Origin of the sequence: Lactobacillus equicursoris DSM 19284 = JCM 14600 = CIP 110162, assembly GCF_001434815.1 — a bacterium.
GTDB classification, from domain to species: Bacteria; Bacillota; Bacilli; order Lactobacillales; family Lactobacillaceae; genus Lactobacillus; species Lactobacillus equicursoris.
The window spans coordinates 15,309-37,858 of the sequence record NZ_AZDU01000011.1; the positions used below are offsets into that span (position 1 = coordinate 15,309).

The following is a 22,550-nucleotide window of genomic DNA, read 5'->3' on the forward strand; positions in this document are numbered from 1 at the left end:
TTTTCTCTCTTACTTAGATTAACTAATTAAACTTTTTCCGGCGAAAAGCCAGACCGCTTGCCACAATCGCAGTCCCCAACACCAGGAGTGCATAAAGGCCTCTGCCACCTGATTGTGGCAAGTGATAAAATTCATTCTCTTCTTGGTTGATGACATCAATTTGACCATATTTGACGCCGTCATTGTTGCGGTAACTGGTCTTGTAACCTGGTACTGACTCTTCCTCGACGTAGTAGTAGTAGGTATTGCCATACTCATCTTCGTGAGGAAGATTGTTCCAGTTTTTTTGCCAGTTGTTAGATGCGTCCAAGGTGACTGTTTCCACCTTGGTCTTGGTCGATTGATCGATCATTGACTGTGGGTCTTGGTACTTTACGTCTGGTGTGTTAGACCAGCCCTTGGTCTTGATCTGAATGGTAGTGTCGCTATTGACAGCTGACAAGGTAAATGAGGTATCAGTCTTGGCAAAAGTTTGCGAGATACCATTGACATTGATCCAGTCAAAGCCTTGGCTTTCCATGCCGTATTGCCCCCAATCAATTGCGAAGGAGCTGCCTTTCGCGATTGAACATTCTTTTTCAAACTTAGTCTGGTTGTTGACATCGACCACCTTAACCTTGACCTTGACTGCATTCAGCTTCTTCGTAACCCGGTAAAGGTCAACCTTAACACTAGACGCACCTGGCTTAGCAGCCGTGCCATCTGAGTTGATCCAGTGTTTAGTGACTGTCAGCTGGGAGTAATCGTCTGGCACATAGATAGCACCGCCGGCTGTCTTGAAGAAGTGGATGTTGCTTTGCTTGCCAATTTCGTTTTTGACCGTATCGCTCAGGCCATTGTAGATCTCGCTTGAAGTCTCCTCACCCTTCAGCCAAACCAGGTAATAATACTTACTATTAAGGCTGTAACCACTTGGCGCCTTACTTTCCTTTAAACGGTAAACCGTATTATTGGCCAGGTTTGTCAAATCAAGCTTACCGTTTTTATCAGTTACCAGCTTGCCGTCAAAATTAACGTCTTTAGCTGCAACCTTTTGCCAAGAACTGCCATTGAGCTTTTCTAAGCTAAATCCTGCACCTGGCAGGTTCTTGGTATAGTCATCGCTATCAACTTTATAAACGGAAATCTTTTGCTCGGTTGTATGGGCAGAAGATGAACTATCAGTCAACTGGGTTGATTCATTGCTTGAATACTTGCCAGCTAAGGAAGCCTTGTTGCTGATCGTTGGACTAGTATAGTTATCAGTATCAAAGCTGTATTGATAGACCAAAACGCAGGCAGTCTTGTCTGGCAATTCTAGTTTGATCTGATGGGTATCACTGTCGTATTTCAGTGAATACAAACTGTGATCAATCTCATCCCCGATATGGTTTTCTGCCTTGGGATCATACTTATAAAGCTTGGTCTTTTGCAGGTCTAGGTAAGCATCCATCCCATCTTTAGATAAAGACAACTGGTCGTTCAAGACAACCGTATCGCCATCGGGATTCAGGTCCAAGCCCTGCGGGTTAATGTCAACTTGGTAGCCAACCACATTGGTTGGGTTGCCATAAGAATCTTTGATCTGAACGCCTTTTTTCTTCAAAGCCGAAACCTCTCTTGTTTCGGTAGTCGTTTGCCGGTCAGTGTAGCCATTCCAGCTAACGGTGTTGGTGTAAGACTTCTTGGTATTATTCATATCCAGCCAAGTCTCATCATCCTTAACCGATGCCGTGTAGGTTAGCTGAATAGTGTTGTAGTTGCTGTCTGAACTGTGGTAGCCATCTGGCAAAACAACATTTAATTTGGTCGTGCCATCAGCTTGTTTCGTCGTTGAAACATTTGGTTTCTGATCTCCAGCTAAATCATAAGTATGCTTGCTGCCATCCCACCAGTCATGCTTAGAATCTGTCCAGTCCTTGTGATAAAAAGCTGCCTTAAGACTGCCGTCTTTATAGGTCATTCCCTTAGGCAAGATATCCGTTACATCAATTTTTCCAGTGGAATCCTTCGGAATCGTTAGCAAGATCCGGTAGTAAATTGTCCCGTCAGTTTTATCAAAATCAGCTGTTTGGTCGGCGCCTTGGTAGCTGTTACCCATACCGGTTAAACTAGCTTGTTTAACCAATTTACTCTCTTTTTTGTAACTGTGGGAATCACTGCCTCTTTCAGCAATTTTTTCGTTGTTGAAGTAGCTAAAGTCACCAACATTCTTGTAGGTCCAAGTCTCACCTGGATTAACCTTGCCGATATTGGCATGAGTTGAATAGTGGATGACAAACTTGGTTGGTTTGATCGTCTTACCATCCTTAGGTACTACCCGTAATTGGAAGTATCTAACTGGCGTTTTACTGTCTGTTTTATCGATTTGATTATTGTCTTTATCAAAGAACTCGAGCTTAACTTCATAGTGCTCTCCTAAGACATACTTCTTAGTAACCTGTGGGCCCTCTTCAACAAGCAATTCCTGCTTGTTTGGATCAGTTAGTTCCTTATATAGCTCACTAGCGACACCATAGTGACTTTCTTCATCCTGTTCTTTAGCAGTTGAATCGTGTTCATTGGTGCTAGTAGCCTTTTGGATAGAGTCCGTATAATCAAGAGTGTCTAGCTCTTTCCCACTTAACTTAAAGGTTGAGTGCCAGTTATATCGCTTTTCCTCACTATTGCCACTAATTGCTTCGTCACCATCATACTTTTTATCAATTCCATAGTTAGCAGCTGGAACCGCAACTTTAGCGCTGTCTGAATAGTGGTGAGTTGAATCGTGAAAATCAACTGAGTTTTTAACATCTACAGAATTGTCACTAGCTTCAGGGGCCTTCGTTGTATAGGTGATTCTAAAAATGTCTTTTTTATACTTGTCAGGCAACTTAGAGAAATCAATGCTGATTTCTTTATCACCCTTCTTGCCCTTCACAATCAAAGAGCTTATATCATATTTTTCACCAGTACTGGTATCAACTAGCTTGATATCATCCAGCAAGCTGGCATTGTCTGGCAGGCTGTCGGTCAACTGGTAGTGACTGATATCCGCTTGGGCTTCATTGACGTAGATAGTCCAATCAATTTGACCATTGTTGTAGTTACCCCATTTGTGGATTAGGCGATTAGAAATCTGCTTATTGTCGCCGCCCCAAGCTTCCTTGTCCTTTGACTTAGCGTGAACCGAGTTGCCAATACTTTCTTCGCCGGTGGTACCATCTTTAGGATCAATCTTTACTGAATAGGTAATTTCGTAAGACTCACCCTTATCCAGCTTTGGCAGACCTGCAATTGTAAAAGTAGGTTGATTACCGCTATTGGTACTGAACGTTGGCTGATACTGGCTAGTGCTTAATTCGGTTTTCTGGCCGCTAGCATCTTCTTTTACAATCTTGAAGCTACCCTTGTCATAGCTGCCTGTTGCGTTATTGACATAGGTCAGCGTATCTTCAAGTTTAACCGTATCAGGCGTACCTTTAGTTGTCGTCACCTTAACGGTATAGCTAACACTCTTCTTATCACCAGCAACGGTACCATGCTTTTCGACTTTAATGTCGTGGTCCGTATCACCATTATCCTTCTTCTGGATCTTAATGGTTGTGCCAGACCCTGGGAAATTCAGGGCCTTTTCGCTTGAACTGCTGGAATTTTCCAGAGTACCGCTAACACTTAAATGACTATCTTTGTACGCGATCTTGGGGTCAAAGTTTTCGTTAAGAGTGATCTCAACCTTCCCATCAGTTGAAATGGTGTAAGTCCCTATTACCTTGCTGGAACCGTTTTTTTCATCAACAGAAAAGTCACCCTTTTGCCCTTTATCAATCTTAAAACCATCTGGGAATTGGTAGGTAAGCTTTGAGCCGTTGCCAGTCAAGCTGCCCATCGGAATATCAAAAGTGAGTTCGGCTTTAACATTACTCCCATCAGCTAAAGGCTTTGAGCTGTCAACAGCAACCCACTGGTCATTTTGCTTAGTTTTAATGTCTAAGCTGGTAATCATGTCAGCTAGGTCAGCAGTACTTTCTGCGGCAATAGCGCTATTGGCAGTCCAAACGCTGCTGCCAACTTCGACAAAGCTTGGCGCCAAGATGCTTAGAGTTAAAATCAATGCAGCAAATAAGTGGGCCAGCCTTATTAACTTTTTTTCCTTATGCTTTCTCATCTTTCACATCACCTACATTGCAGCCACAAAGTTTCGATAATAAAATCAACAACGCACAATCTACATTGTATAATTTTTATCTTCAGCTAAAACACGATTGCTATAGATAGTAATTGATTGATATATTTCAAAAAGCTGATTAATAACAGTTGTTTTTACTATGCTTGTTTTAAAAAACAACCTTATTCTACCAGTATTTTAACGATTTGTTACTCCTTTATTATAAGCTAATTGTATTGATAATTCAAGATAAAATCTAAAAAAAGTTATTACTTTTTAAAAATGATTTAGAACTATGAATAATGAAATGATTGCTTTTTAATTATTGTGGCAATTAAATCCAATGATCATGGGCAATAATTAGGTAAATAAAAAAGGCCTTCTCTGAAAACAGAGAAAGTCTTTCTTAGATATTTTTTATCAACAACTCTTAATTATTTATCACTAAAACTTAAGAGCTACTTGTACTTGATGACAATCTTGGTGCCGACCTTTAGCTTACCGGAAGTTCTTTGACCATACAGCCAGCGCGCATCGCTTAGAGACAAGCGGATGCAGCCGGATGAGTCAGGCTTGGTCCCCAAAACTGTCAGGTGAGCCGTGCTGCCCACGCCGCCATAACCGTAGTGGAAGCCGCCGTGACTTATTCCTGAATTGTAATTATTGATTGGAACAGAGTGGATCAGGTAATCACTGCCATGGTAAGCCATGTAGTATCTTGCCCCAACACCATCGCTTGACATGAAGGAACCACCATAAGCTGATAACAAGTGGAAGGTGCCACGTGGAGTATCGCTTTGGTACTTGCCATTGGTCATTTCAAAGCGGCCAGCTGAAGAGTACATGGTGTAGATCACCTTTTTACCGCTCATCACGTAAACCCGGTTGCCCAAGATGGACACTCTCAGCCAAACGTTCTTGTAGTTGGCCAGGTTTGGATATGCGCGCTTTTCACTGGACTTGAAGTAGTATTGACCAGTCTTAGCCCGCATGTCGGCTGGGTCGTAGTATGGAGCGTTAGCAGGCTTGTGGCGGGTGATCTTGTAAGTTACCTTAACCGTTTGGTTCTTGGTCTTGCTGGTCACCGTCTTGGCCTTAATGGTGGTCTTGCTCCGCTTGTAGTTCTTGATCGCTGGAACCTTGTATCTGGCCCACTTGCCCTTGGACCACTTGCCGTAAGTCTTCTTTGACTTAGTGGAAGTCTTGGTCAACTTGCCATCCTTGTAGGTCTTAATCGTGGTAGTGGTCGTAGTTACCTTTCTTACCAGCTTGGCCTTTTGCTTGATGGTCTTGTTTTTACCAGGGCGGTCCAAAACAATCTTTCTGGTCTTAGTCAGGTGTTCCTTCTTAGTCGACTTCTTGGTGCTAGTCTTGGTCGTCACAACTGAAGTGACCTTGATGGAAACAGGCACTTCGTCAGTTGACCCATCAGTGTAGGTTACGACAATGGTTGCCTTGACTGTGCCGGGCTTAGCCGTTGATGGAGCTGACTTAAAGGCGTAGCTCTTTACGTTGTTCTTCAGGCTAGACTTGTTGCTGATGCCGTCTGATGCCTTAACGGCAGCGCCCACCTTGACTGACCAGCCAGACTTAGCTACTGGCGTATTTTGGCTAGCGTAAGTTTTAACTACAACATTAACGTCAACTTCGTCGGTTGAACCGTCAGTGTAAGTCACAACCACAGTTGCTTTCTTAGTGCCGGCAGTCGTTACATCAGGAGTCGTCTTCCAAGTGTATTTTTGGACATTGGTCAAGTCAGATGCGTTCTTGATGGCGTTTTTAGCGTCTGGCGTCGTGCCCACCGTGGTCGTTACGCTTTGACCAGTTGGGACTTCGCTGTCAGCTTGGGTCTTTTGACTCGTGCTGTCAGTGGTACTAGTGCTGCTGTTAGTATCGGTAGTGCTAGTGTCCGCATAAGTTTGACTGGCTCCGCTAAATAAGAGCAAGGATATAGCCGCTGCTGACAGGGCTGTAATATACTTTGATTTCTTCATATTTGCCTCCATTACCTATTTTTACTGCTTAAACTCAGCCGCTTCATTACCTGCGGTAAGTGCTCTGAAATTTTGGTCGGTAAAACTAGGTAGTTATCTTGATACAGGTCATCGCCAGCCAAGGAGTGGCAGTAAACCGCCGCTAGGACGCTTTCCAGCCTTGGACCAAACTGGGCTAAAAAAGCACCCGTGATCCCGGCTAACGTATCACCCATCCCTCCGGTCGCCATGCCGGGGTTGCCGGCGGAATTTTGGTAAACTCTACCTGCTAAATCATACACCCGCGTGCGATGACTTTTCAGTACCAGTATAACATTCTTTACTTTTTCAGAAAACAAACTTGCCAGCACCTTAAGGTTTTCTTGATCGTTTTGATCAGCAATCTTAATGCTGCTTAGCCACTGCCATTCCATCTGGTGCGGGGTTAAGACCACTAGGCCGGCCTTGATCCGAGAAATTAATTCCCGATTCTGGGCCAGCAGGGTCAAGCCACTGGCATCGATAAGCAAGGTCTGCTCTTTAGATACCGTTTCTAAAACTTTAGCAAAAATATTTTTGGCCTGCTCATCTGTCCCCAGGCCCGGCCCCAGCACAATCACGTCGTTTTTGGCGACTTGGTCAAAAAGTGCTGGCGAATAGAGGTCAATAGCCATGGCTTCGGGAAGGCGGGTTCTTAAGGGCGTAACGTTACTTGGATCAGTAGCCACCGTGGTTAGACCCGCACCGGCCATCACGGCCCCTTCAGCGGCCATGAGGATGGCACCGCCGTATTGCTTCGACCCGCCAATTAAGAGGATCCGGCCATAGGTCCCCTTGTGGCTTTTTCCCGGTCTTAGCCTAACGACCCTGGATGCTAGATCTTCATCAATGATTTTCATGGGTCAGATCTTTTCTTTTTAGATAATTACTTGCCAAACAAGCTCCGCCACAGGCGGACGAAGAAGTTGGCTGTACCGTTGTCGGCAGTGGCGACGGCGGTCGTGGTCAGCTTTTTCCCGCTAAGGGATACTAACTTGCCGCTTGACGTTGAAAAGCCGTAGCTGGCCACCTTTTGCCCCTTCTTGATTGGAGAAGCGACAGAAGTCTTGGTCAAAGCAGTTTGTAGTTTGGCTCCCTTCTTAACCCAGATGGTCGTGGTCTTGCCGATGACAACGCTGCTGGTTTCGCTCTTGCCTTCTGGCACCTTGATGGTGCTGGCCCCGCTAATGCTGGTTCCCTTCTTCAGGGTGGTTACCGTGTAGTTATTGTAAACATAGTGCATCAACTTGGCTGTTTGGACAAAGCGGGATGCGTCTTGGGTGTTGGCATGCTTGGCCCCTAAAACGACGGTGATGATCCGGTGACCATTTTTATTCACGGTCCCAGCAAAGCATGCCCCAGCCTTGTCAGTCGTCCCGGTCTTCAAGCCGTCCACTGGCAGGTCAGAGTAGTAGCTGTTTAAGCCCTTCAGCATCCAGTTCCAGCTGGTCATCTGCTGGGTGCTGGAACCAGCCGTAAAGTTCAGCTTGGTAATGGAAGTGGTGTTTAAAACTTCTGGGTAGTCGCTTAGGAGCTTTTGGCAGACCGTCGCCATGTCGCTAGCAGACATTTCGTTTTCCACGTTCTTGCCCACGCCTGGGTAGCCGGCGCTGCCCAAGTTGCCGTTGGCCAGACCGCAAGCGTTATAGATCTTGGCGTCCTTGATCCCCCAGCTGGCTAAGAGGGCGCGCATCTTTTTGACAAAAGCAACTTGGTTGCCAGAAACTGCCTTGGCCAAGGTCATGGCGGCCCCGTTAGCCGATTCAATCAAGGTTGCCTGGTAGAGCTGCTTAACCGTGTAGTCTTGGGTGCTGTCCAAGCGGACGTTAGAATATTCGGTGTTTTGGCTGACCTTAGCAATGGCCTTGGTTGGCTTGACCTTGGTATCCCAGGATAGCTTGCCCTGCTTGATGGCTTGCAGGGTCAGGTAAACCGTGACCAGCTTGGTCATGGACGCGATAGAGCGCGCGGTATTGGCGTTTTTCGCATACAAAACTTGGCCGGTACTTGCATCGATGGCAATGGCGGCCTTAATATCTAAGCTCAAATCTTGACTCTGGTAGCTGGATACAGCTGCTTGTGCCGGCTGGGTAAAGCCTGCTGCACCGGTCAGGAATAGTCCACTAGCTGCCAAAACGAGCAGCAGTTTTTTGAGTTTCTTTAACAAAATAATGCCTCTCTTCAAAAAAATCGTAAAAAAATTTCAATTAGCACTTCCATTTTACCAAATTTTTGGTATTATTAAATATGTGCTTAGGGCACAGGAAAAGAAAAGCCCACTTGGCGGAATTGGCAGACGCGCAGCGTTCAGGTCGCTGTTCTGGCAACAGAGTGAAGGTTCGACTCCTTTAGTGGGCATGAATGAATCGGGAGTAAGACAGGCATTGCCTGTCTTTTTTGTTTTCTCATGTGCAGCTGGTGTGCAAAAAGGCCAATGAAAAACGGACTGCGTGTGCAGTCCGTTTTCTTTTTTCTAAATTTTCTTTTACTTCTGCTTAAATCTTGTTCAAGTTTTGCGATTAGGCTTCTTCAAATTCGATGATGCTCTTGGTGGAAATGTAAGCCGGCACAAATTCACCCCGGTTGTATTTTTCCACTTTCATGAATTCGCCCTTTGAGGACAAGACGTATTCAGCCAGTTCATCCAGACTCTTGAACTGGTCAGTGTAGAAGGTGCCCTTTTCGGTTACCAGCTTAAACTTGCCTTCAAACAGTTCCCGCCGCTTAGCGTAGTTTTGCTGGCGGTTATTTTGGTAATTGTTCTTTTGGTAGCCTTGACGATTGTTCTGGTGGTAGCCATTTTGCCGGTTGTTTCTGCCTTGCCGGCGGTTGTTGCGGTACTCATCATCGCGCTTGCGAACGACAAAGCCGCGATGATCTTCTTCAGTAGTTTCGTTTTCGGTTTTTTCAGGCTTTGCTTCCGCTTTTTCTTCTTTAACTTCCTTAGGAGTTTCTACCGCTTCGGTCTTTTCTTCAACCTTTGCAGTTGTCTCTGCGGCTTCCGCCTTTTCGTCTACTTCAGGCTTAGCTTCTTGGTCATCAAAGCTGAATGGCAGTTCAACCGCTGGGTGTTCCTTCAGCTTGTCATCTGGCCGCGGCGCCTTCTTGACGAAGACTGGACCGGTTACCTTCTTTTCTTCCGGCTCTTCTTTGACTTCTTCAGGCAGCTCGACCTTTTCTTCAGTCTTGACCGGCTCTATAACAGGAGCTTCTTCAGTTTTTTCTTCTTTGGCTTCCGCCTTAGGAGCTTCTTCTACCTTAACTTCTGTTTCTTGGACCTTTTCTTCTACCGGCTTTTCTTCTACTGTTGCTTCAGCTGCTTTAGCTTCTTCAGGTTTAGCCTTAGCCGCCTCTTCAGCTTCAAAATGGTCGTGGATATACTGAATAGCACTTGGCCCCCAGTACTTCTTGTTGTGGTTCTTCTCGTCGATGAAGTCAGGCTTGATTTCCTTGTGCTCTCTGATAAAAACTCTCAGCTTCTTCTTGCCGATCCCGGTTGTTTCGGCGATGGCGTTGATGTCCAAGAGCCCATTGTCCGTCGCCGGCGACACCACCGATTTGGGCAAGACCTTGCCCAGATCCTGGAAGATCTGCCCTACCGCTCGCTCATCGTAGAACTTATTGCCCTTTGGGTCAACCAAGGTTGGCTTGAACTTGAACTTCATATTGATTAAGTAATAAACCTGCTGCTGTGAAACCTTTGCCAATTTAGCGATTTGATCCATTGAATAGTATTGTTGTGCCATTGTCTTTTCCTCAAAAATCTCTAGTGATGCTTAGTTAAAAATACGATAATTCACTATTAATTTTACTTCACTTTAAGAGAAAATGCTCGAAATTCACAAAAAGGCCACTCTCCAAATGGAGAGCAGCCTTTAAAAACTATTCAGCAAAGATTACCAGTCGTAGTCTTCAGTGTCTTGCTTGCCTAAGCCAGTTGCGGCGTCAAGCATGATTCTTTGCTCAAAGTGTGCAACGTTGAGCTTGGTTTCCTTAACCATGTCAGGGTTTACGGAGACGTAGTCAATCCCACTTCTTACCAAGAATTCAGTGAAGTCTGGGTATTCTGATGGAGCTTGACCACAGATTGATACCGTCTTGCCATCCTTGTGAGCAACCTTAATGAGGTGACGGATTGCCCGCTTTACAGCCAAGTTACGTTCATCGTAGAGGGCAGAAACAGCGTCGTTGTTGCGGTCAGTCCCCATGATCAGCATGGTCAAGTCGTTTGAGCCGATGGAGTAGCCATCAACGTACTTGTTGAACTTGTCAGCCAGGATAATGTTGGATGGAATTTCAGCCATCATGAAGACCTTGAAGTCGCGGCTGCGTTCCAAGCCTTCGTCAGCCATGATCTTCGTAACCTTTTCGGCTTCTTCAGTGGTTCTGCAGAATGGGATCATGACGTTCAAGTTCTTCAAGCCGAATTCATTTCTTACCTTCTTGACAGCTTCCAGTTCCAGCTTGAAGGCTTCAATGTACTTCGGGTCGTAGTAGCGACTTGCCCCGCGCCAGCCAAGCAGGTCAGCTGGTTCGTGCGGTTCATACTTCTCCCCGCCCTTCAAGTTCCGGTATTCGCTGGACTTGAAGTCAGAGAATCTCAAGACAACTGGTCTTGGGTTCATGGCCCGGCAAACCTTGCTGATGCCGTTAGCCAATTCGTTAACGACTCTTTCTGGGTGACCGGTTTCAATCAGGTAGAGTGGGTGTTGGTGGATGTAAGTCGTCCACAAGAATTCTTCCCGCATCAGACCAATCCCGTCAGCTGGCAAAGTAGAGTACTTTTCAGCCAGGTCTGGGTCACCCAGGTTCATCATGACTCTCGTTGCGGTTGGTGGGAAGTATTCAGCTGCAGCCATTGGCGCGCCGGTGTTTTCCTTCTTTGGCTTAACCACTTCGTCAGCCACGCCTTGGTATACGACACCGTTCTTGGCGTCAACCGTTACTTCTTGGCCAGTCTTCAAAATTCTAGTTGCAAAAGTCCCGCGGCTGGCCGTCCCAACGATACATGGGATCTGCATTTCTCTTGAAACGATCGCTGCGTGGCAGGTCATCCCACCGTTGTTGGTAACAATCGCAGCCGCCTTCTTCATGGCTGGTACCCAGTCTGGAGAAGTCATCAAGGTTACCAGAATTTCGCCTTCCTTGAACTCGCTGATGTGGCTTGGGTCGTCGATAACGTGAACGATACCAGAAGCAACGCCTGGGCTGGCTGGCAGACCCTTAACCAGAACCTTGTTGGAGCTTGGAGTAACCTCCTTGTTCTCTTCTTCAGCCCCTTCCTTCTTTCTTTGGGACCAAACGGTTTCTGGACGGGCTTGAACGAGCCAGAGCTTGTCGTCTTGGTCACGGGACCATTCCATGTCCATGTAGCAGCCATAGTGCTTTTCAATTTGCTTTGCGTAGCCAGCCAATTCAATGACTTGTTCATCGGTCAAGCAGGCACTCTTAGCAACATCTTCTGGAACATCTCTTTGTTCAACGCCCCCACCTGGAAGACGGATCAATTCAATGTTCTTGTTGTTGATCGTCTTACTGGTGATCTTCATGCTGTCCTTGTCAACTTCGAAGTTGTCAGGGGTAACCGTCCCTTGAACGATGTATTCACCAAGCCCCCATGACCCTTCGATCATGACCTTGGTGTCGTCACCGTTAGCAACGTTAACCGTGAACATAACCCCGGCTGACTTAGAGAAGGCCATCATTTGCACAGCAGCTGACAAAGCAACCTTTTCTTGTGGGAAGTTTTGCTTGATCCGGTAATAAGTTGCCCGATCAGTAAACAAAGATGCGTAACAGTCTTGAACCTTGCGGATAACGTCCTTGCGGCCGCGAACGTTAAGGTAAGTGTCTTGTTCGCCAGCAAAGGAGGCATCTGGCAAGTCTTCGGCCGTTGCACTTGACCGAACGGCTACGTATGGCTCGTTTTGCCCAGTCATCTTAGCCAAAGCGTCATAAGAGCTGCCGATGTCTTCTGCCAAATCTTCTGGCATTGGAGCTTCTCTCATGATCTTTCTAATTTGGCTGCAGACCCGGTGAAGTTCTTCTGAATCTTCTGGGTCCTTCAAAGTAGCAAGCAAGGCATTTACCTTGTCGTTTAAGCCGTTGACTTCCATGAAGTGCCGGTAGCCGTGTGCAGTCGTTGCAAAGCCGTAAGGCACTGGAACGTCAGTCCCTGAAGTCAATTCACCTAATGATGATGATTTACCGCCAACCAGAGGCACATCGGCCCGGCGCAGTTGGTTGAACCAAAGAACATATGCATTTTCACGTTCTTCTTGAGTTAATTCTTTCTTGTCATTAACTTCCATTATTTTCACCTCATATCACTTGGCTTGTAAGCCTTTTCACTTTTCACTGTCTATTATTGTCTTTTTGTGAAAAAAAGTCAAGGGTGATTTGGGGATTTTTACCAAGATTTTTTGTAACCGTTTCCTTTGCCGGATTTGTTGCATTTTAAAGAAATCTTAACTATAATAAAAAATGAGATGTTAAATATATTATTCACAAGGTAATTTTTCCTGTATATTTTTTATTGGCCATTAGCCCCGTGATATCAAGCTTCTTTACAAGGACTTTTCACTTTTTCAAAAATATGCTCGATCAGTTTTGGGCAAAAATGAGCATAAAAAAGCAGATACCTGTCAGTTAACAGATATCTGCTTTTGCATTTACTTAATTCAGATGCAATTTCTGGGTGATTCTGGTAATCCGGCTGCCCAAAATTCGCTCAGCTAGTCCCATTTTGAGGCTGAGGCCGCCGTAAACAACGACGCCGGCTAAGACCCCCAGCCCGCACAAGATCATGGCTGAGAAGCGCATGTCTGGGCTAATGAAGCGCCCTGCCACTTTAACGGTCAAGCTGACCGCCAAAAACATCAGGATAGAGAAAGTGGCAATCCCAATAAAGCGGCGCATCGTCCGGTCCGCCTGAAAACGGTACTTGACCTTTAAGTGCTTCAAGGCACAGAAGATCACGACCAGCATCCCGATATTGGTGGCTAAGAGTGGCCCATAGACCTTGGCTAGGCGAATCATTGGGTACTGGAAGATGCTTTTGACTACCAAGCCAATGATCAAGTAGCGAATGGCGTACATGTTCTCGTCTAAGCCTTGCAAAATCGCCATCAAGACCGTGAACAGGCCCAAGCTGATCGCCGTAAAGGAAAACAGGTATAAGACCTTGACCCCCAGAGCATCCGGACCATAGAAGATGGTATAAAGAGGCTTAGCGATCGCAGCCATGCCCAAAGACGCTGGCATCAAGACAAACAAGAAGAGCTCCAGAGTGTTGGAAATCTGCTTAGAGATGTCCTTATAATCCCGCCGGGCATGAGCAGCTGACAAAAGCGGAATTGCCGTCACTGCCATGGAAGTGGCGAGAGACACCACGATCATGATTAGCTTGTTGGCATTCAGCCCGAACAAGGCATACCAACTTTCGATCGTGTTATAGTGCACGCCATGCATGAAGCTGGCAATCATTGGGTGGAAGGTGTACTGGTCCACCAGCTGGAAGATGTTGATCCCCGCGTCAATGATGATAAAGGGAATCGACTGCTGGATAATTTCAAACAGCAAGCTGTTGGTAGACACCCGCAGAGCATTATTAGAATGCGCCAAGAGCGGTCTCAGCTGTCTTCTTTGTCTGAGGTAAAACCAAAGCAGCATCCCGATGGCAAAAATCGCCCCGATAGCAGCCGCCAGGTTGGACTGAGTAACAGCATCCACATAGTTGCCGTGCTGAACCTGCATGATGATGTAGGCCGTTGCCAGCATCCAGATGACCCGGGCCAGCTGCTCGACAAACTGCGACATGGCACTAGGCATCATGTTGTTAAAGCCCTGGAAATACCCTCTCAGGATACTGAGGATGGGGATGATCAAGACGGCAACGGCTAGACTGCGGATTACCGGTACTTCTTGCGGGTTGTAGCCAGACAGCGGCAAGGCCAAGAAGTACATGCAGGCCGCCGAGATAATGCCAAAGACCGCCATTAAGCTCAAGCCATGCTTGAACAGCCTTTGCCCTACCCCATACTCGTTTAAGGCATTATACTTGGCAATTTGCTTGGCGATTGCCCCGGGAATGCCGGCAGTCGAAATGATGATAAAGAGACTGTAGATGTTGTAGCTTTTTGCCGTCAGCGAGTTGGCCAGGTTGCCATAAGGGCCCATCCAGGCATACCAAGGGATGATGTAGATTGCCCCCAGAATCCGCGATAGGATTGAGCCAAAAGTCATCCAAGCCGAGCCTTTTAAGAGCTGGGCTTGCGAATTGCTCTGTGATTTTGTTTTTGCCATAAAACTTCCCTAATCTTCAAATACTTCAACCTCTTATCATATTACGGATTTTAGGCGAAATATACCCCAATTTGTTTTTTTAGGAAAATTTTAGATTATTTGGCAACAATATTGACGATCTTGTTTGGAACTACGATGACCTTCTTGATTTCCTTGCCATCGGTGAATTCCTTAACGTGTGGCAGGCCCAAGGCAGCAGCTTGAGCGTCTTCACGACTTGCGTCCTTAGCAATGGTGAAAGTGCCGCGCTTCTTGCCGTTAACCGTTACGGCCATTTCAACGGTGCTTTCAACCAGCTTGCTTGCATCGTAAGTTGGCCATGGAGCCAGCTGTACGCTTTCGTCGTGGCCCAAGACTTGCCAGATTTCTTCCATCATGTGCGGAGCAACTGGAGCCAGCAGCTTGACGAAGCCTTCTGCGTATTCGCGAGGAATCTTGTCTACCTTTTGGCAGGCATTCATGAAGACCATCATTTGGGAAATCGCGGTATTAAAGCGCAGGTCTTCAAAGTGTTCGGTAACCGTCTTAACCGTTTCGTTGTAAATCTTGTCCAACTTGCCGTCGTTTTCGTCAACCACCTTTTCAGATGGTATTGGGTCGAGGTCTAAGTCGTTGACAAAAGTCCGCCATACCCGGTCCAAGAACTTCTTCACACCGGAAGGACCATTGTCGTCCCAGTCGATTGAAGCATTCAGTGGCCCCATGAACATTTCGTAAGTCCGCAAGCTGTCTGCGCCGTATTCGTCAACCACGTCATCTGGGTTAACCACGTTGCCGCGGGACTTGGACATCTTTTCGTGGTTCTTCAAGATCAAGCCTTGGTTGTAGAGCTTTTGGAATGGTTCCTTGGTTGGCACAACGCCCAAGTCGTACAAGAACTTGTGCCAGAATCTAGCGTAGAGCAGGTGAAGCGTTGCGTGTTCAGCCCCGCCGATGTAAAGGTCAACTGGCATCCAGCGCTTCAAGAGCTCTGGGTCAGCCAGGGCCTGGTCGTTATGCGGATCAACGTAGCGGAGGAAGTACCAGCTAGAACCTGCCCATTGCGGCATGGTGTTGGTTTCGCGCTTGCCCTTTCTGCCGTTTTCGTCAACCACGTTGACCCAGTCGGTCAAGTTGGCCAGTGGGCTTTCTGGCGTGCCAGATGGCTGGATGTTGGTTTCCTTTGGCAGGGTCAATGGCAATTCGTCTTCTGGAACCAGCGTGGTTTCGCCGTCTTCCCAGTGGATGACTGGGATTGGTTCACCCCAGTAGCGCTGACGGGAGAAGTTCCAGTCACGCATCTTGTAGTTGACCTTCTTTTCGCCAACTTCGTGGTCGGTCAGCCATTCAACCATCTTTTCCTTGGCTTCGTCATTGTGGAGGCCGTTCAAGAAGTCGGAGTTGACGTGGGCACCATCGCCGGCAAAGGCTTCCTTAGTTACGTCGCCGCCTTCAACTACTTCCTTAATTGGCAGGTGGAACTTGGTAGCAAAGGCATAGTCACGTTCATCGTGAGCTGGAACGGCCATCACCGCACCAGTCCCGTAAGTTGCCAAAACGTAGTCAGAGATCCAGATTGGCACAGCTTCGCCGTTAACTGGATTGATCGCATATGCCCCGGTGAAGACGCCAGTCTTGTCCTTGTTGAGGTCAGTTCTTTCCAGGTCAGACTTAGATTCGATAGACTTGATGTAGGCTTCAACGGCTTCTTTTTGTTCTGGAGTAGTAATTTCCTTAACCAGATCGTTTTCTGGTGCCAAAACCGTGTATGAGCAGCCAAACAGGGTGTCTGGACGGGTGGTGAAGACTTCAAAGCTCTTGTCGGTATCCTTCACCTTGAAGGTAACTTGGGCACCAACTGAGCGGCCGATCCAGTTTCTTTGCATTTCCTTGATTGGTTCTGGCCAGTCTAAGTCGTCCAAATCGTCCAGCAAACGGTCAGCGTAGGCCGTAATCCGCAGCATCCATTGGCGCATCTTCCGGCGGTAAACTGGGAAGCCGCCCCGTTCAGTCTTGCCGTCGATTACTTCTTCGTTGGCAACAACTGTCCCCAAGTCTGGTGACCAGTTAACTGGCACTTCGGCTTCATAAGCCAGACCCTTTTTGTACATTTGTTCAAAAATCCACTGGGTCCACTTGTAGTAATTAGGATCAGTGGTCTTGATTTCCCGGTCCCAGTCGTAAGAAAAGCCCAAGGCTTGGAGCTGCTCTTTGAAGTGGGCAATGTTTTTGTCAGTAAAAGTTGCCGGATCATTGCCAGTTTGCAAAGCGTATTGCTCTGCTGGCAGACCGAAGGCATCCCAGCCCATTGGGTGGAGGACATTGTAGCCTTGAGCCCGCTTCATTCTGGCCATGATGTCAGTAGCGGTGTAGCCTTCTGGGTGGCCAACGTGCAGACCCTTGCCGGATGGGTAAGGGAACATGTCCAATACGTAATACTTTGGCTTTTCTGGGTCAGTCCCAGTCTTAAAAGTCTTGTGGTCAAGCCAATACTTTTGCCACTTCTTTTCGACAACTTTGTGGTTGTACATTCTGTGTAATCCTTTCCAAAAAACAAAAACGTCCTATGCAAACACATAGGACGAGTTATTTCGCGGTACCACCTAAGTTCCACGCCAAACGGCGTGACACTCAAATGTTTCTTAAAGCGAAACAACACTTTGGCATTTTCCGGGTGAGTTCAAAAATTTCCTTTCAAGCCTCGCAGCAACCGGCTCTTCTCTGAGGAAAGAAAAAATTCTACTACTCCCTGCCCTTTATTATTTTCTCTATAACGATTATACTTTACCACATGGCCAAAATTTTACAAGGGAGAAAAATTAAAAACAATTGAATACGAAAGAAAATAAAGTTAATTATCAGCCGCTTTTAATTTTTGGCGGAGTAATCGGAATCTTTTTTGCCTTCTGGGTCTACTTGATTGCCAGCAAGAATCCTTTCATCAAGATTTTTGACACGGCAATCTATAATTCTATCAAGAACAATAATCCAGTAGAAAGACAGCTGACCTTCTACTGGACCCAGTTGGGCAATACCTTAACGATCACCGCCTTTACGGTGATTCTGGTGCTTTTCCTAGTCTACCAGCACAATTACGTCCATGCCGTTTTTGCCAGCTTGACCATGATTGCGGCAAATGCCTGCAACTCGATCATCAAGAACATTATCCAGCGCCAGCGGCCCAGGATGGACAAGGCAGTTCATGCCGACGGCTTTTCCTTTCCATCTGGCCACTCGGTCGGGTCAATGACCTTAGCCCTGGTTTTGATTGCCTTGATCGTCGTCTTGGTCAAAAAGAAGCCGCTGAAATACTGGTTGATTGCCGTCTGCGTCTTCTTCACCCTGTCGATCGGTTTTACCAGAATGTACCTGCACGTCCACTGGCCTAGCGACGTCTTGGGCGGCTGGTGCGAGGGCCTGGCCTTCAGCTGCCTGGCCAGCTGGATCTTTTTCCGGGTTTTGGATAAAAAGCAGGAGAAAGAGAAAAAAGAATAAGCTAATCGCAAAAATCTGCCCACATGACGTGAGCAGATTTTTGTTTGCATTCATTTTAACTAGTCCTTCTTTTGTCGATAGATGTGGTTGAAGACCAAAGACAAAAGCAAGGCAATTAAAGAGACGATGTAGATTCCCCGCATGGCAGAACGCAGAATCTCCCGCAAAGGGGCCAAAACGGCTAGATCCAGACTTTTAGCTTGAACTGGGGAGACGATCTTGTTCATCATCTCACTGGTCAAGGACGGGTGTTTTTTCAGTCCACTGGCCACAAGCGCGTTGAAGGTCAGCCCGTAGACCACCATCAGCATGGTCTGGCCCAGGTACTTCATCAGGGTGTTAAAAGACGTTGCCATCCCCACTTGGCTGTCGTCAACCACCATTTGGGCGCGAACCTGACTGGCCGTTGCCACGCTCCCAAAGCCGATCCCGTTGAAAAAGGCGATCAGGCAGAAGACCCAAAATGGCGTATAGGTCGGAATTAAGATAAAGGCCAGGTCAGCCCCAAGCAAAAGAAAGAGTGAGACGTCAAAGAACTTCTGCGTCCCCCACCGGCCCATCAGGTCTCCTGCCAAAAAGGACCCCGCGGTCCACATGATAGAGCTTGGCGTAATCGCGAAGCCGGCTAGCGAAGCGCTAACCCCATCGATCCCTTGCAGCCAGGTCGGGATGTAGAATTCAAAGCCGATCACGACGCCGGACACCAAGAGCTGCAAGATGTTGACTGCCAAAAATTCCCGATTTTTTAAAACGGAAAAAGGAATAATTGGGTCTTCAGCCGTTTTTTCCGTCTTGATAAAGACCAAGAGGCTGACGGCGGCGACTGGCAAAAAGACCAGTAAGGTCCAGTTCAAACCTTTTTCCGCCTCTTGCAAGAGCAGCATCAAGGCCAGCAAGAAGACAACCAGGCTGATGCTGCCTTTTAAGTCCATGGTCAGGTTATTTTTAGCAAAATCTTCATGCAGGTAGGCAGCGACCAGGAAAAAGGCGAATAAGCCAATTGGCACGTTGATCATGAAGACCCAGTGCCAGGACAATTGCTGCACGATAAAACCGCCAAGAAGCGGCGCAATGACCGAGGCCATGCCCCAAAAAGCCGAGGTCAGCCCTAGCATCTTAGCCCGCTTGTCGATCGGGTACATGTCAGCTAATACCGTAACGCCGGCCGTCTGAATCGCCCCCGAACCAAGCCCTTGCAGCATTCTAAAGATGATCAGTTGCACCATCGACTGCGACAGGCCGCACAGAGCTGAGCTCACGACAAACATTCCAATACCAAATAAAAAAACTGGCCTTCGTCCTATACTATCAGCCAGTTTCCCATAAATCGGCGTTGAGACTGCTGTCATCAGCAAGAAGATCGATACGACCCAGCTCATGATGGCCAGGCCATCCAGATCCGCAATGATGGTTGGCATCGCAGTCGATACGATGGTCCCTTCAATGGCGGACATAAAGGTCGTAATAAAAACGGCAAGCGTGACCATTTTCACGTTTGTTTTCTTCATTTTTATCTCCAACTAATTTATGTTACGTTATGTCTATTTATTCAGTTGTAAAAATTATTTGTGCTTTGCCACAAAATCCTGCAGCTGCTCTATCCGGTCGGTCTTTTCCCAAGGCAGGTCCACGTCGGTCCGGCCAAAGTGGCCGTAAGCGGCGGTTTGCCGATAGATTGGCCGGCGCAGGTCCAGCATCTTGATGATGCCGGCTGGGCGCAGGTCAAAGGTGGCCCGAACTGCTTCAGTTAACAGCTGGTCGCTGACCTTGCCAGTCCCGGCCGTGTCAATCATGACTGAGACCGGGTGAGCCACGCCGATGGCGTAAGCCAGCTGGACTTCACACCGGCTGGCTAAGCCAGAAGCGACGATATTTTTAGCTACATAGCGGGCAGCATAAGAAGCACTCCGGTCAACCTTGGTGGCATCCTTGCCGCTGAAGGCCCCGCCGCCGTGGCGGGCATAGCCGCCATAGGTGTCAACGATAATCTTGCGGCCAGTCAAACCAGCATCGCCCTTAGGACCGCCAATGACGAAGCGGCCCGATGGATTGATCAAGAATTTGGTATCATCGTCCAAGTACTTGGCTGGAATCACTTCTTTAATTACATCGTGAACCATCGCCACGCGAATTTCTTCGTTAGTAACTTCTTCGCTGGTTTGGGTGGAAATGACCACGGTGTCGACCCGCTTAGGCTTCCCATCATCGCCGTATTCAACGGTGACTTGGGCTTTAGCGTCTGGCCGCAGCCACGGGAAGGTGCCGTCTTTACGCAGGCTGGCCACCTTGTGCATGAGCTTGTGAGCCAAAGAAATCGGCAAAGGCATCAGTTCTGGCGTTTCATCGATAGCGAAGCCAAACATCAATCCCTGGTCGCCGGCCCCGATTTGGTCTAGCTCATCGCTGTCATCTTGGTTCCGGACTTCCAAAGCTTCGTTAACCCCGCCGGCGATGTCAGGCGACTGCTTATCAAGTGCTACTAAAACGGCGCAGTTGTCGGCGTCAAAGCCCAAGGCTGGATCGTCATAGCCGATCTCCCGGATGGTTTGCCGGACGACTTTTTGGTAGTCGACTTGAGCCGTGGTTGAGATTTCGCCAAAAAGCAAAACCAACCCCGTCGTAACTGAAGTTTCACAAGCCACGTGGGCGTGCGGATCTTGAGCTAAAACGGCGTCCAAGATGGCATCTGAGATTTGGTCAGCGACCTTGTCTGGGTGGCCTTCAGATACTGATTCTGATGTAAATAAATGTTTTTCCATGTGTGTCCCCCTATAGACTAGCTACACGGTTACAAGGCATCTTCACTTGGTAGTGAATCCTATCAGGACAAGACTTGTAACAATAAAATTAAAATAATTTTCCATGTTCAGATTAAGAAAAAAGGATTACCCTACGGGCAATCCTCTCTGAACAATGGAGGATATAGGGCTCGAACCTATGACCTCCTGCTTGTAAGGCAGATGCTCTCCCAGCTGAGCTAATCCTCCAATGACCCGTACGAGATTTGAACTCATGTTACCGCCGTGAAAGGGCGGTGTCTTAACCACTTGACCAACGGGCCGTCTTCAGCACTCTTTCTAGTATACAGACTTTTTCTAGCTTTGCAAGTATTTCATGAAAGAATACGCTATTTTGAGTCTCTAATCTAAATTGTAAAATGAAAAAATAAAATGCAAAAGAAAAACCACGACCGAAGTCGTGGTTGCTTATAGCGGCGGGGGGGATCGAACCCTCGACCTCCCGGGTATGAACCGGACGCTCTAGCCAGCTGAGCTACACCGCCATAATACGGAGTGTGAGGGATTTGAACCCTCGATACAGGTTGTTACCCGTATACATGATTTCCAATCATGCTCCTTCAGCCGCTCGGACAACACTCCATAAAAAAACTCCGCCTGTCAGACTCGAACTGACGACATCNTACAAGCACTCTTAAAATAATACTTGATTGTTAATTATTTGTCAAGATCTTTTTACTAAACTTGTCAGAAGTCTTGACCGACGCTCGCGCGTCAACAAATAATAGAATACCGAAAAATGGGCCATTTGACAAGTCTTTTTTGACAAAAACTTTACTTTTTCTCGATATCTTTCTCTCCCCTGCTATAAGCCTTTAAATATACCCAGAAAAAGAGAAAGACTGACTATCGAGAAAATAAAAAAGAGCTGAAAATCAGCTCTTTCATCAGGCGGAGTAAGAGAGATTCGAACTCTCGCGCCAGTTCCCCGACCTACACCCTTAGCAAGGGCGCCTCTTCAGCCACTTGAGTATTACTCCAATGGGCCTGGATGGACTTGAACCATCGACCTCACGCTTATCAAGCGTGCGCTCTAACCAGCTGAGCTACAGGCCCATAAGCGGGTAACGAGAATCGAACTCGCGACAACAGCTTGGAAGGCTGTGGTTTTACCACTAAACTATACCCGCATCTATTCGTTTTTCCATGGCGCGGGACGGAATCGAACCGCCGACACAAGGAGCTTCAATCCTTTGCTCTACCAACTGAGCTACCGAGCCGATTGCGGGAGCCGGATTTGAACCAACGACCTTCGGGTTATGAGCCCGACGAGCTACCAGACTGCTCCATCCCGCGATATTAAAAAAATGGACCTTGTAGGACTCGAACCTACGACAGGACGGTTATGAGCCGTCTGCTCTAACCGACTGAGCTAAAGGTCCAAGCAGGTCTAATAGCGGCGGGGGGGATCGAACCCTCGACCTCCCGGGTATGAACCGGACGCTCTAGCCAGCTGAGCTACACCGCCATGTTGCATTAACATGGATATATTAACATGCAAATCGGGAAGACAGGATTTGAACCTGCGACCCCCTGGTCCCAAACCAGGTGCTCTACCAAACTGAGCCACTTCCCGCAACCATGCACCCAGTAGGAGTCGAACCTACAACCTTTTGATTCGTAGTCAAACACTCTATCCAGTTGCGCTATGGGTGCAAATATGATGCCGAAGACCGGGGTCGAACCGGTACGGTTGAAACCAACCGCAGGATTTTAAGTCCTGTGCGTCTGCCAATTCCGCCACTCCGGCATATTTGGTAAAAAGCGGAAGACGGGATTCGAACCCGCGACCCCCACCATGGCAAGGTGATGTTCTACCACTGAACTACTTCCGCA

The 22,550-nt window shown here is 47.4% G+C and carries 11 protein-coding genes, 16 tRNA genes, 1 riboswitch and 1 other annotated feature; of the genes, 2 read left to right on the forward strand and 25 right to left on the reverse strand.

The window, feature by feature from the left end:
• Window positions 1-22: 22 nt before the first annotated feature.
• The 4 genes from FC20_RS03385 to FC20_RS03400 form a co-directional block, all read right to left on the reverse strand.
• Window positions 23-4,126 carry a SpaA isopeptide-forming pilin-related protein gene (locus FC20_RS03385; RefSeq protein ID WP_008462263.1) on the reverse strand — a complete coding sequence of 1,368 codons (4,104 nt, stop codon included), beginning with the start codon at window positions 4,124-4,126 and terminating at the stop codon, window positions 23-25.
• 458 nt (window positions 4,127-4,584) lie between these two features.
• Window positions 4,585-6,120 carry a Rib/alpha-like domain-containing protein gene (locus FC20_RS03390; protein ID WP_056945318.1) on the reverse strand — a complete coding sequence of 512 codons (1,536 nt, stop codon included), beginning with the start codon at window positions 6,118-6,120 and terminating at the stop codon, window positions 4,585-4,587.
• A gap of 11 nt (window positions 6,121-6,131) precedes the next feature.
• Window positions 6,132-6,998, reverse strand: a complete 867-nt coding sequence (locus FC20_RS03395; RefSeq protein ID WP_008462268.1) for an NAD(P)H-hydrate dehydratase — start codon at window positions 6,996-6,998, stop codon at window positions 6,132-6,134.
• 26 nt (window positions 6,999-7,024) lie between these two features.
• Window positions 7,025-8,305: a serine hydrolase gene (locus FC20_RS03400; protein ID WP_008462271.1), complete on the reverse strand. Its 1,281-nt coding sequence runs from the start codon at window positions 8,303-8,305 to the stop codon at window positions 7,025-7,027.
• 107 nt (window positions 8,306-8,412) lie between these two features.
• Here FC20_RS03400 and FC20_RS03405 point away from each other — a divergent pair.
• Window positions 8,413-8,496 (forward strand) — tRNA-Leu (locus FC20_RS03405).
• A gap of 161 nt (window positions 8,497-8,657) precedes the next feature.
• On the opposite strand, the gene FC20_RS03410 is transcribed toward FC20_RS03405, so the two are convergent.
• The 4 genes from FC20_RS03410 to leuS form a co-directional block, all read right to left on the reverse strand.
• Entirely contained in the window at window positions 8,658-9,884 is a 1,227-nt protein-coding gene (locus tag FC20_RS03410; protein ID WP_008462274.1) for a hypothetical protein, read from the reverse strand.
• Between the two features lie 150 nt (window positions 9,885-10,034).
• A complete protein-coding gene (gene ppsA, locus FC20_RS03415) occupies window positions 10,035-12,449 on the reverse strand; it encodes a phosphoenolpyruvate synthase (RefSeq protein ID WP_008462275.1) in 2,415 nt (804 codons plus the stop codon).
• A gap of 364 nt (window positions 12,450-12,813) precedes the next feature.
• A complete protein-coding gene (locus FC20_RS03420) occupies window positions 12,814-14,442 on the reverse strand; it encodes a putative polysaccharide biosynthesis protein (RefSeq protein WP_008462277.1) in 1,629 nt (542 codons plus the stop codon).
• Between the two features lie 95 nt (window positions 14,443-14,537).
• On the reverse strand, window positions 14,538-16,952 hold the full coding sequence (leuS, locus tag FC20_RS03425) for a leucine--tRNA ligase (protein WP_008462279.1): 2,415 nt from the start codon (window positions 16,950-16,952) through the stop codon (window positions 14,538-14,540).
• Window positions 16,953-16,995: 43 nt separating this feature from the next.
• Window positions 16,996-17,186 (reverse strand) — a binding site (T-box leader).
• Window positions 17,187-17,250: 64 nt separating this feature from the next.
• On the opposite strand from leuS, the gene FC20_RS03430 reads away from it, so the two are divergent.
• Window positions 17,251-17,916, forward strand: a complete 666-nt coding sequence (locus tag FC20_RS03430; protein ID WP_008462280.1) for a phosphatase PAP2 family protein — start codon at window positions 17,251-17,253, stop codon at window positions 17,914-17,916.
• A gap of 59 nt (window positions 17,917-17,975) precedes the next feature.
• Here FC20_RS03430 and FC20_RS03435 read toward each other — a convergent pair whose 3' ends face one another.
• The 17 genes from FC20_RS03435 to FC20_RS03515 form a co-directional block, all read right to left on the reverse strand.
• On the reverse strand, window positions 17,976-19,424 hold the full coding sequence (locus tag FC20_RS03435; protein WP_008462283.1) for an MDR family MFS transporter: 1,449 nt from the start codon (window positions 19,422-19,424) through the stop codon (window positions 17,976-17,978).
• Window positions 19,425-19,478: 54 nt separating this feature from the next.
• Window positions 19,479-20,675, reverse strand: coding sequence for a methionine adenosyltransferase (gene metK, locus FC20_RS03440; protein ID WP_054667929.1), 1,197 nt, complete (start codon window positions 20,673-20,675; stop codon window positions 19,479-19,481).
• A riboswitch (SMK box riboswitch) is annotated at window positions 20,673-20,760 on the reverse strand. Its footprint overlaps the gene before it by 3 nt.
• Window positions 20,761-20,830: 70 nt before the next feature.
• Window positions 20,831-20,903, reverse strand: a tRNA-Val gene (locus FC20_RS03445).
• Between the two features lie 2 nt (window positions 20,904-20,905).
• A tRNA-Glu gene (locus tag FC20_RS03450) sits at window positions 20,906-20,977 on the reverse strand.
• A gap of 148 nt (window positions 20,978-21,125) precedes the next feature.
• A tRNA-Met gene (locus FC20_RS03455) sits at window positions 21,126-21,199 on the reverse strand.
• 6 nt (window positions 21,200-21,205) lie between these two features.
• A tRNA-Ser gene (locus FC20_RS03460) sits at window positions 21,206-21,296 on the reverse strand.
• A 310-nt stretch (window positions 21,297-21,606) separates the two neighbouring features.
• Window positions 21,607-21,694: transfer RNA gene (locus FC20_RS03465), tRNA-Ser, on the reverse strand.
• Between the two features lie 2 nt (window positions 21,695-21,696).
• Window positions 21,697-21,770, reverse strand: a tRNA-Ile gene (locus FC20_RS03470).
• A gap of 3 nt (window positions 21,771-21,773) precedes the next feature.
• Window positions 21,774-21,844: transfer RNA gene (locus FC20_RS03475), tRNA-Gly, on the reverse strand.
• A 17-nt stretch (window positions 21,845-21,861) separates the two neighbouring features.
• Window positions 21,862-21,934, reverse strand: a tRNA-Phe gene (locus FC20_RS03480).
• A gap of 2 nt (window positions 21,935-21,936) precedes the next feature.
• A tRNA-Met gene (locus FC20_RS03485) sits at window positions 21,937-22,010 on the reverse strand.
• A 12-nt stretch (window positions 22,011-22,022) separates the two neighbouring features.
• A tRNA-Ile gene (locus tag FC20_RS03490) sits at window positions 22,023-22,096 on the reverse strand.
• Between the two features lie 12 nt (window positions 22,097-22,108).
• Window positions 22,109-22,182, reverse strand: a tRNA-Met gene (locus FC20_RS03495).
• A gap of 34 nt (window positions 22,183-22,216) precedes the next feature.
• Window positions 22,217-22,290, reverse strand: a tRNA-Pro gene (locus tag FC20_RS03500).
• A gap of 6 nt (window positions 22,291-22,296) precedes the next feature.
• Window positions 22,297-22,370, reverse strand: a tRNA-Arg gene (locus FC20_RS03505).
• Window positions 22,371-22,378: 8 nt separating this feature from the next.
• Window positions 22,379-22,464: transfer RNA gene (locus tag FC20_RS03510), tRNA-Leu, on the reverse strand.
• Window positions 22,465-22,477: 13 nt separating this feature from the next.
• Window positions 22,478-22,549: transfer RNA gene (locus tag FC20_RS03515), tRNA-Gly, on the reverse strand.
• Between the last annotated feature and the right edge of the window lies 1 nt (window position 22,550).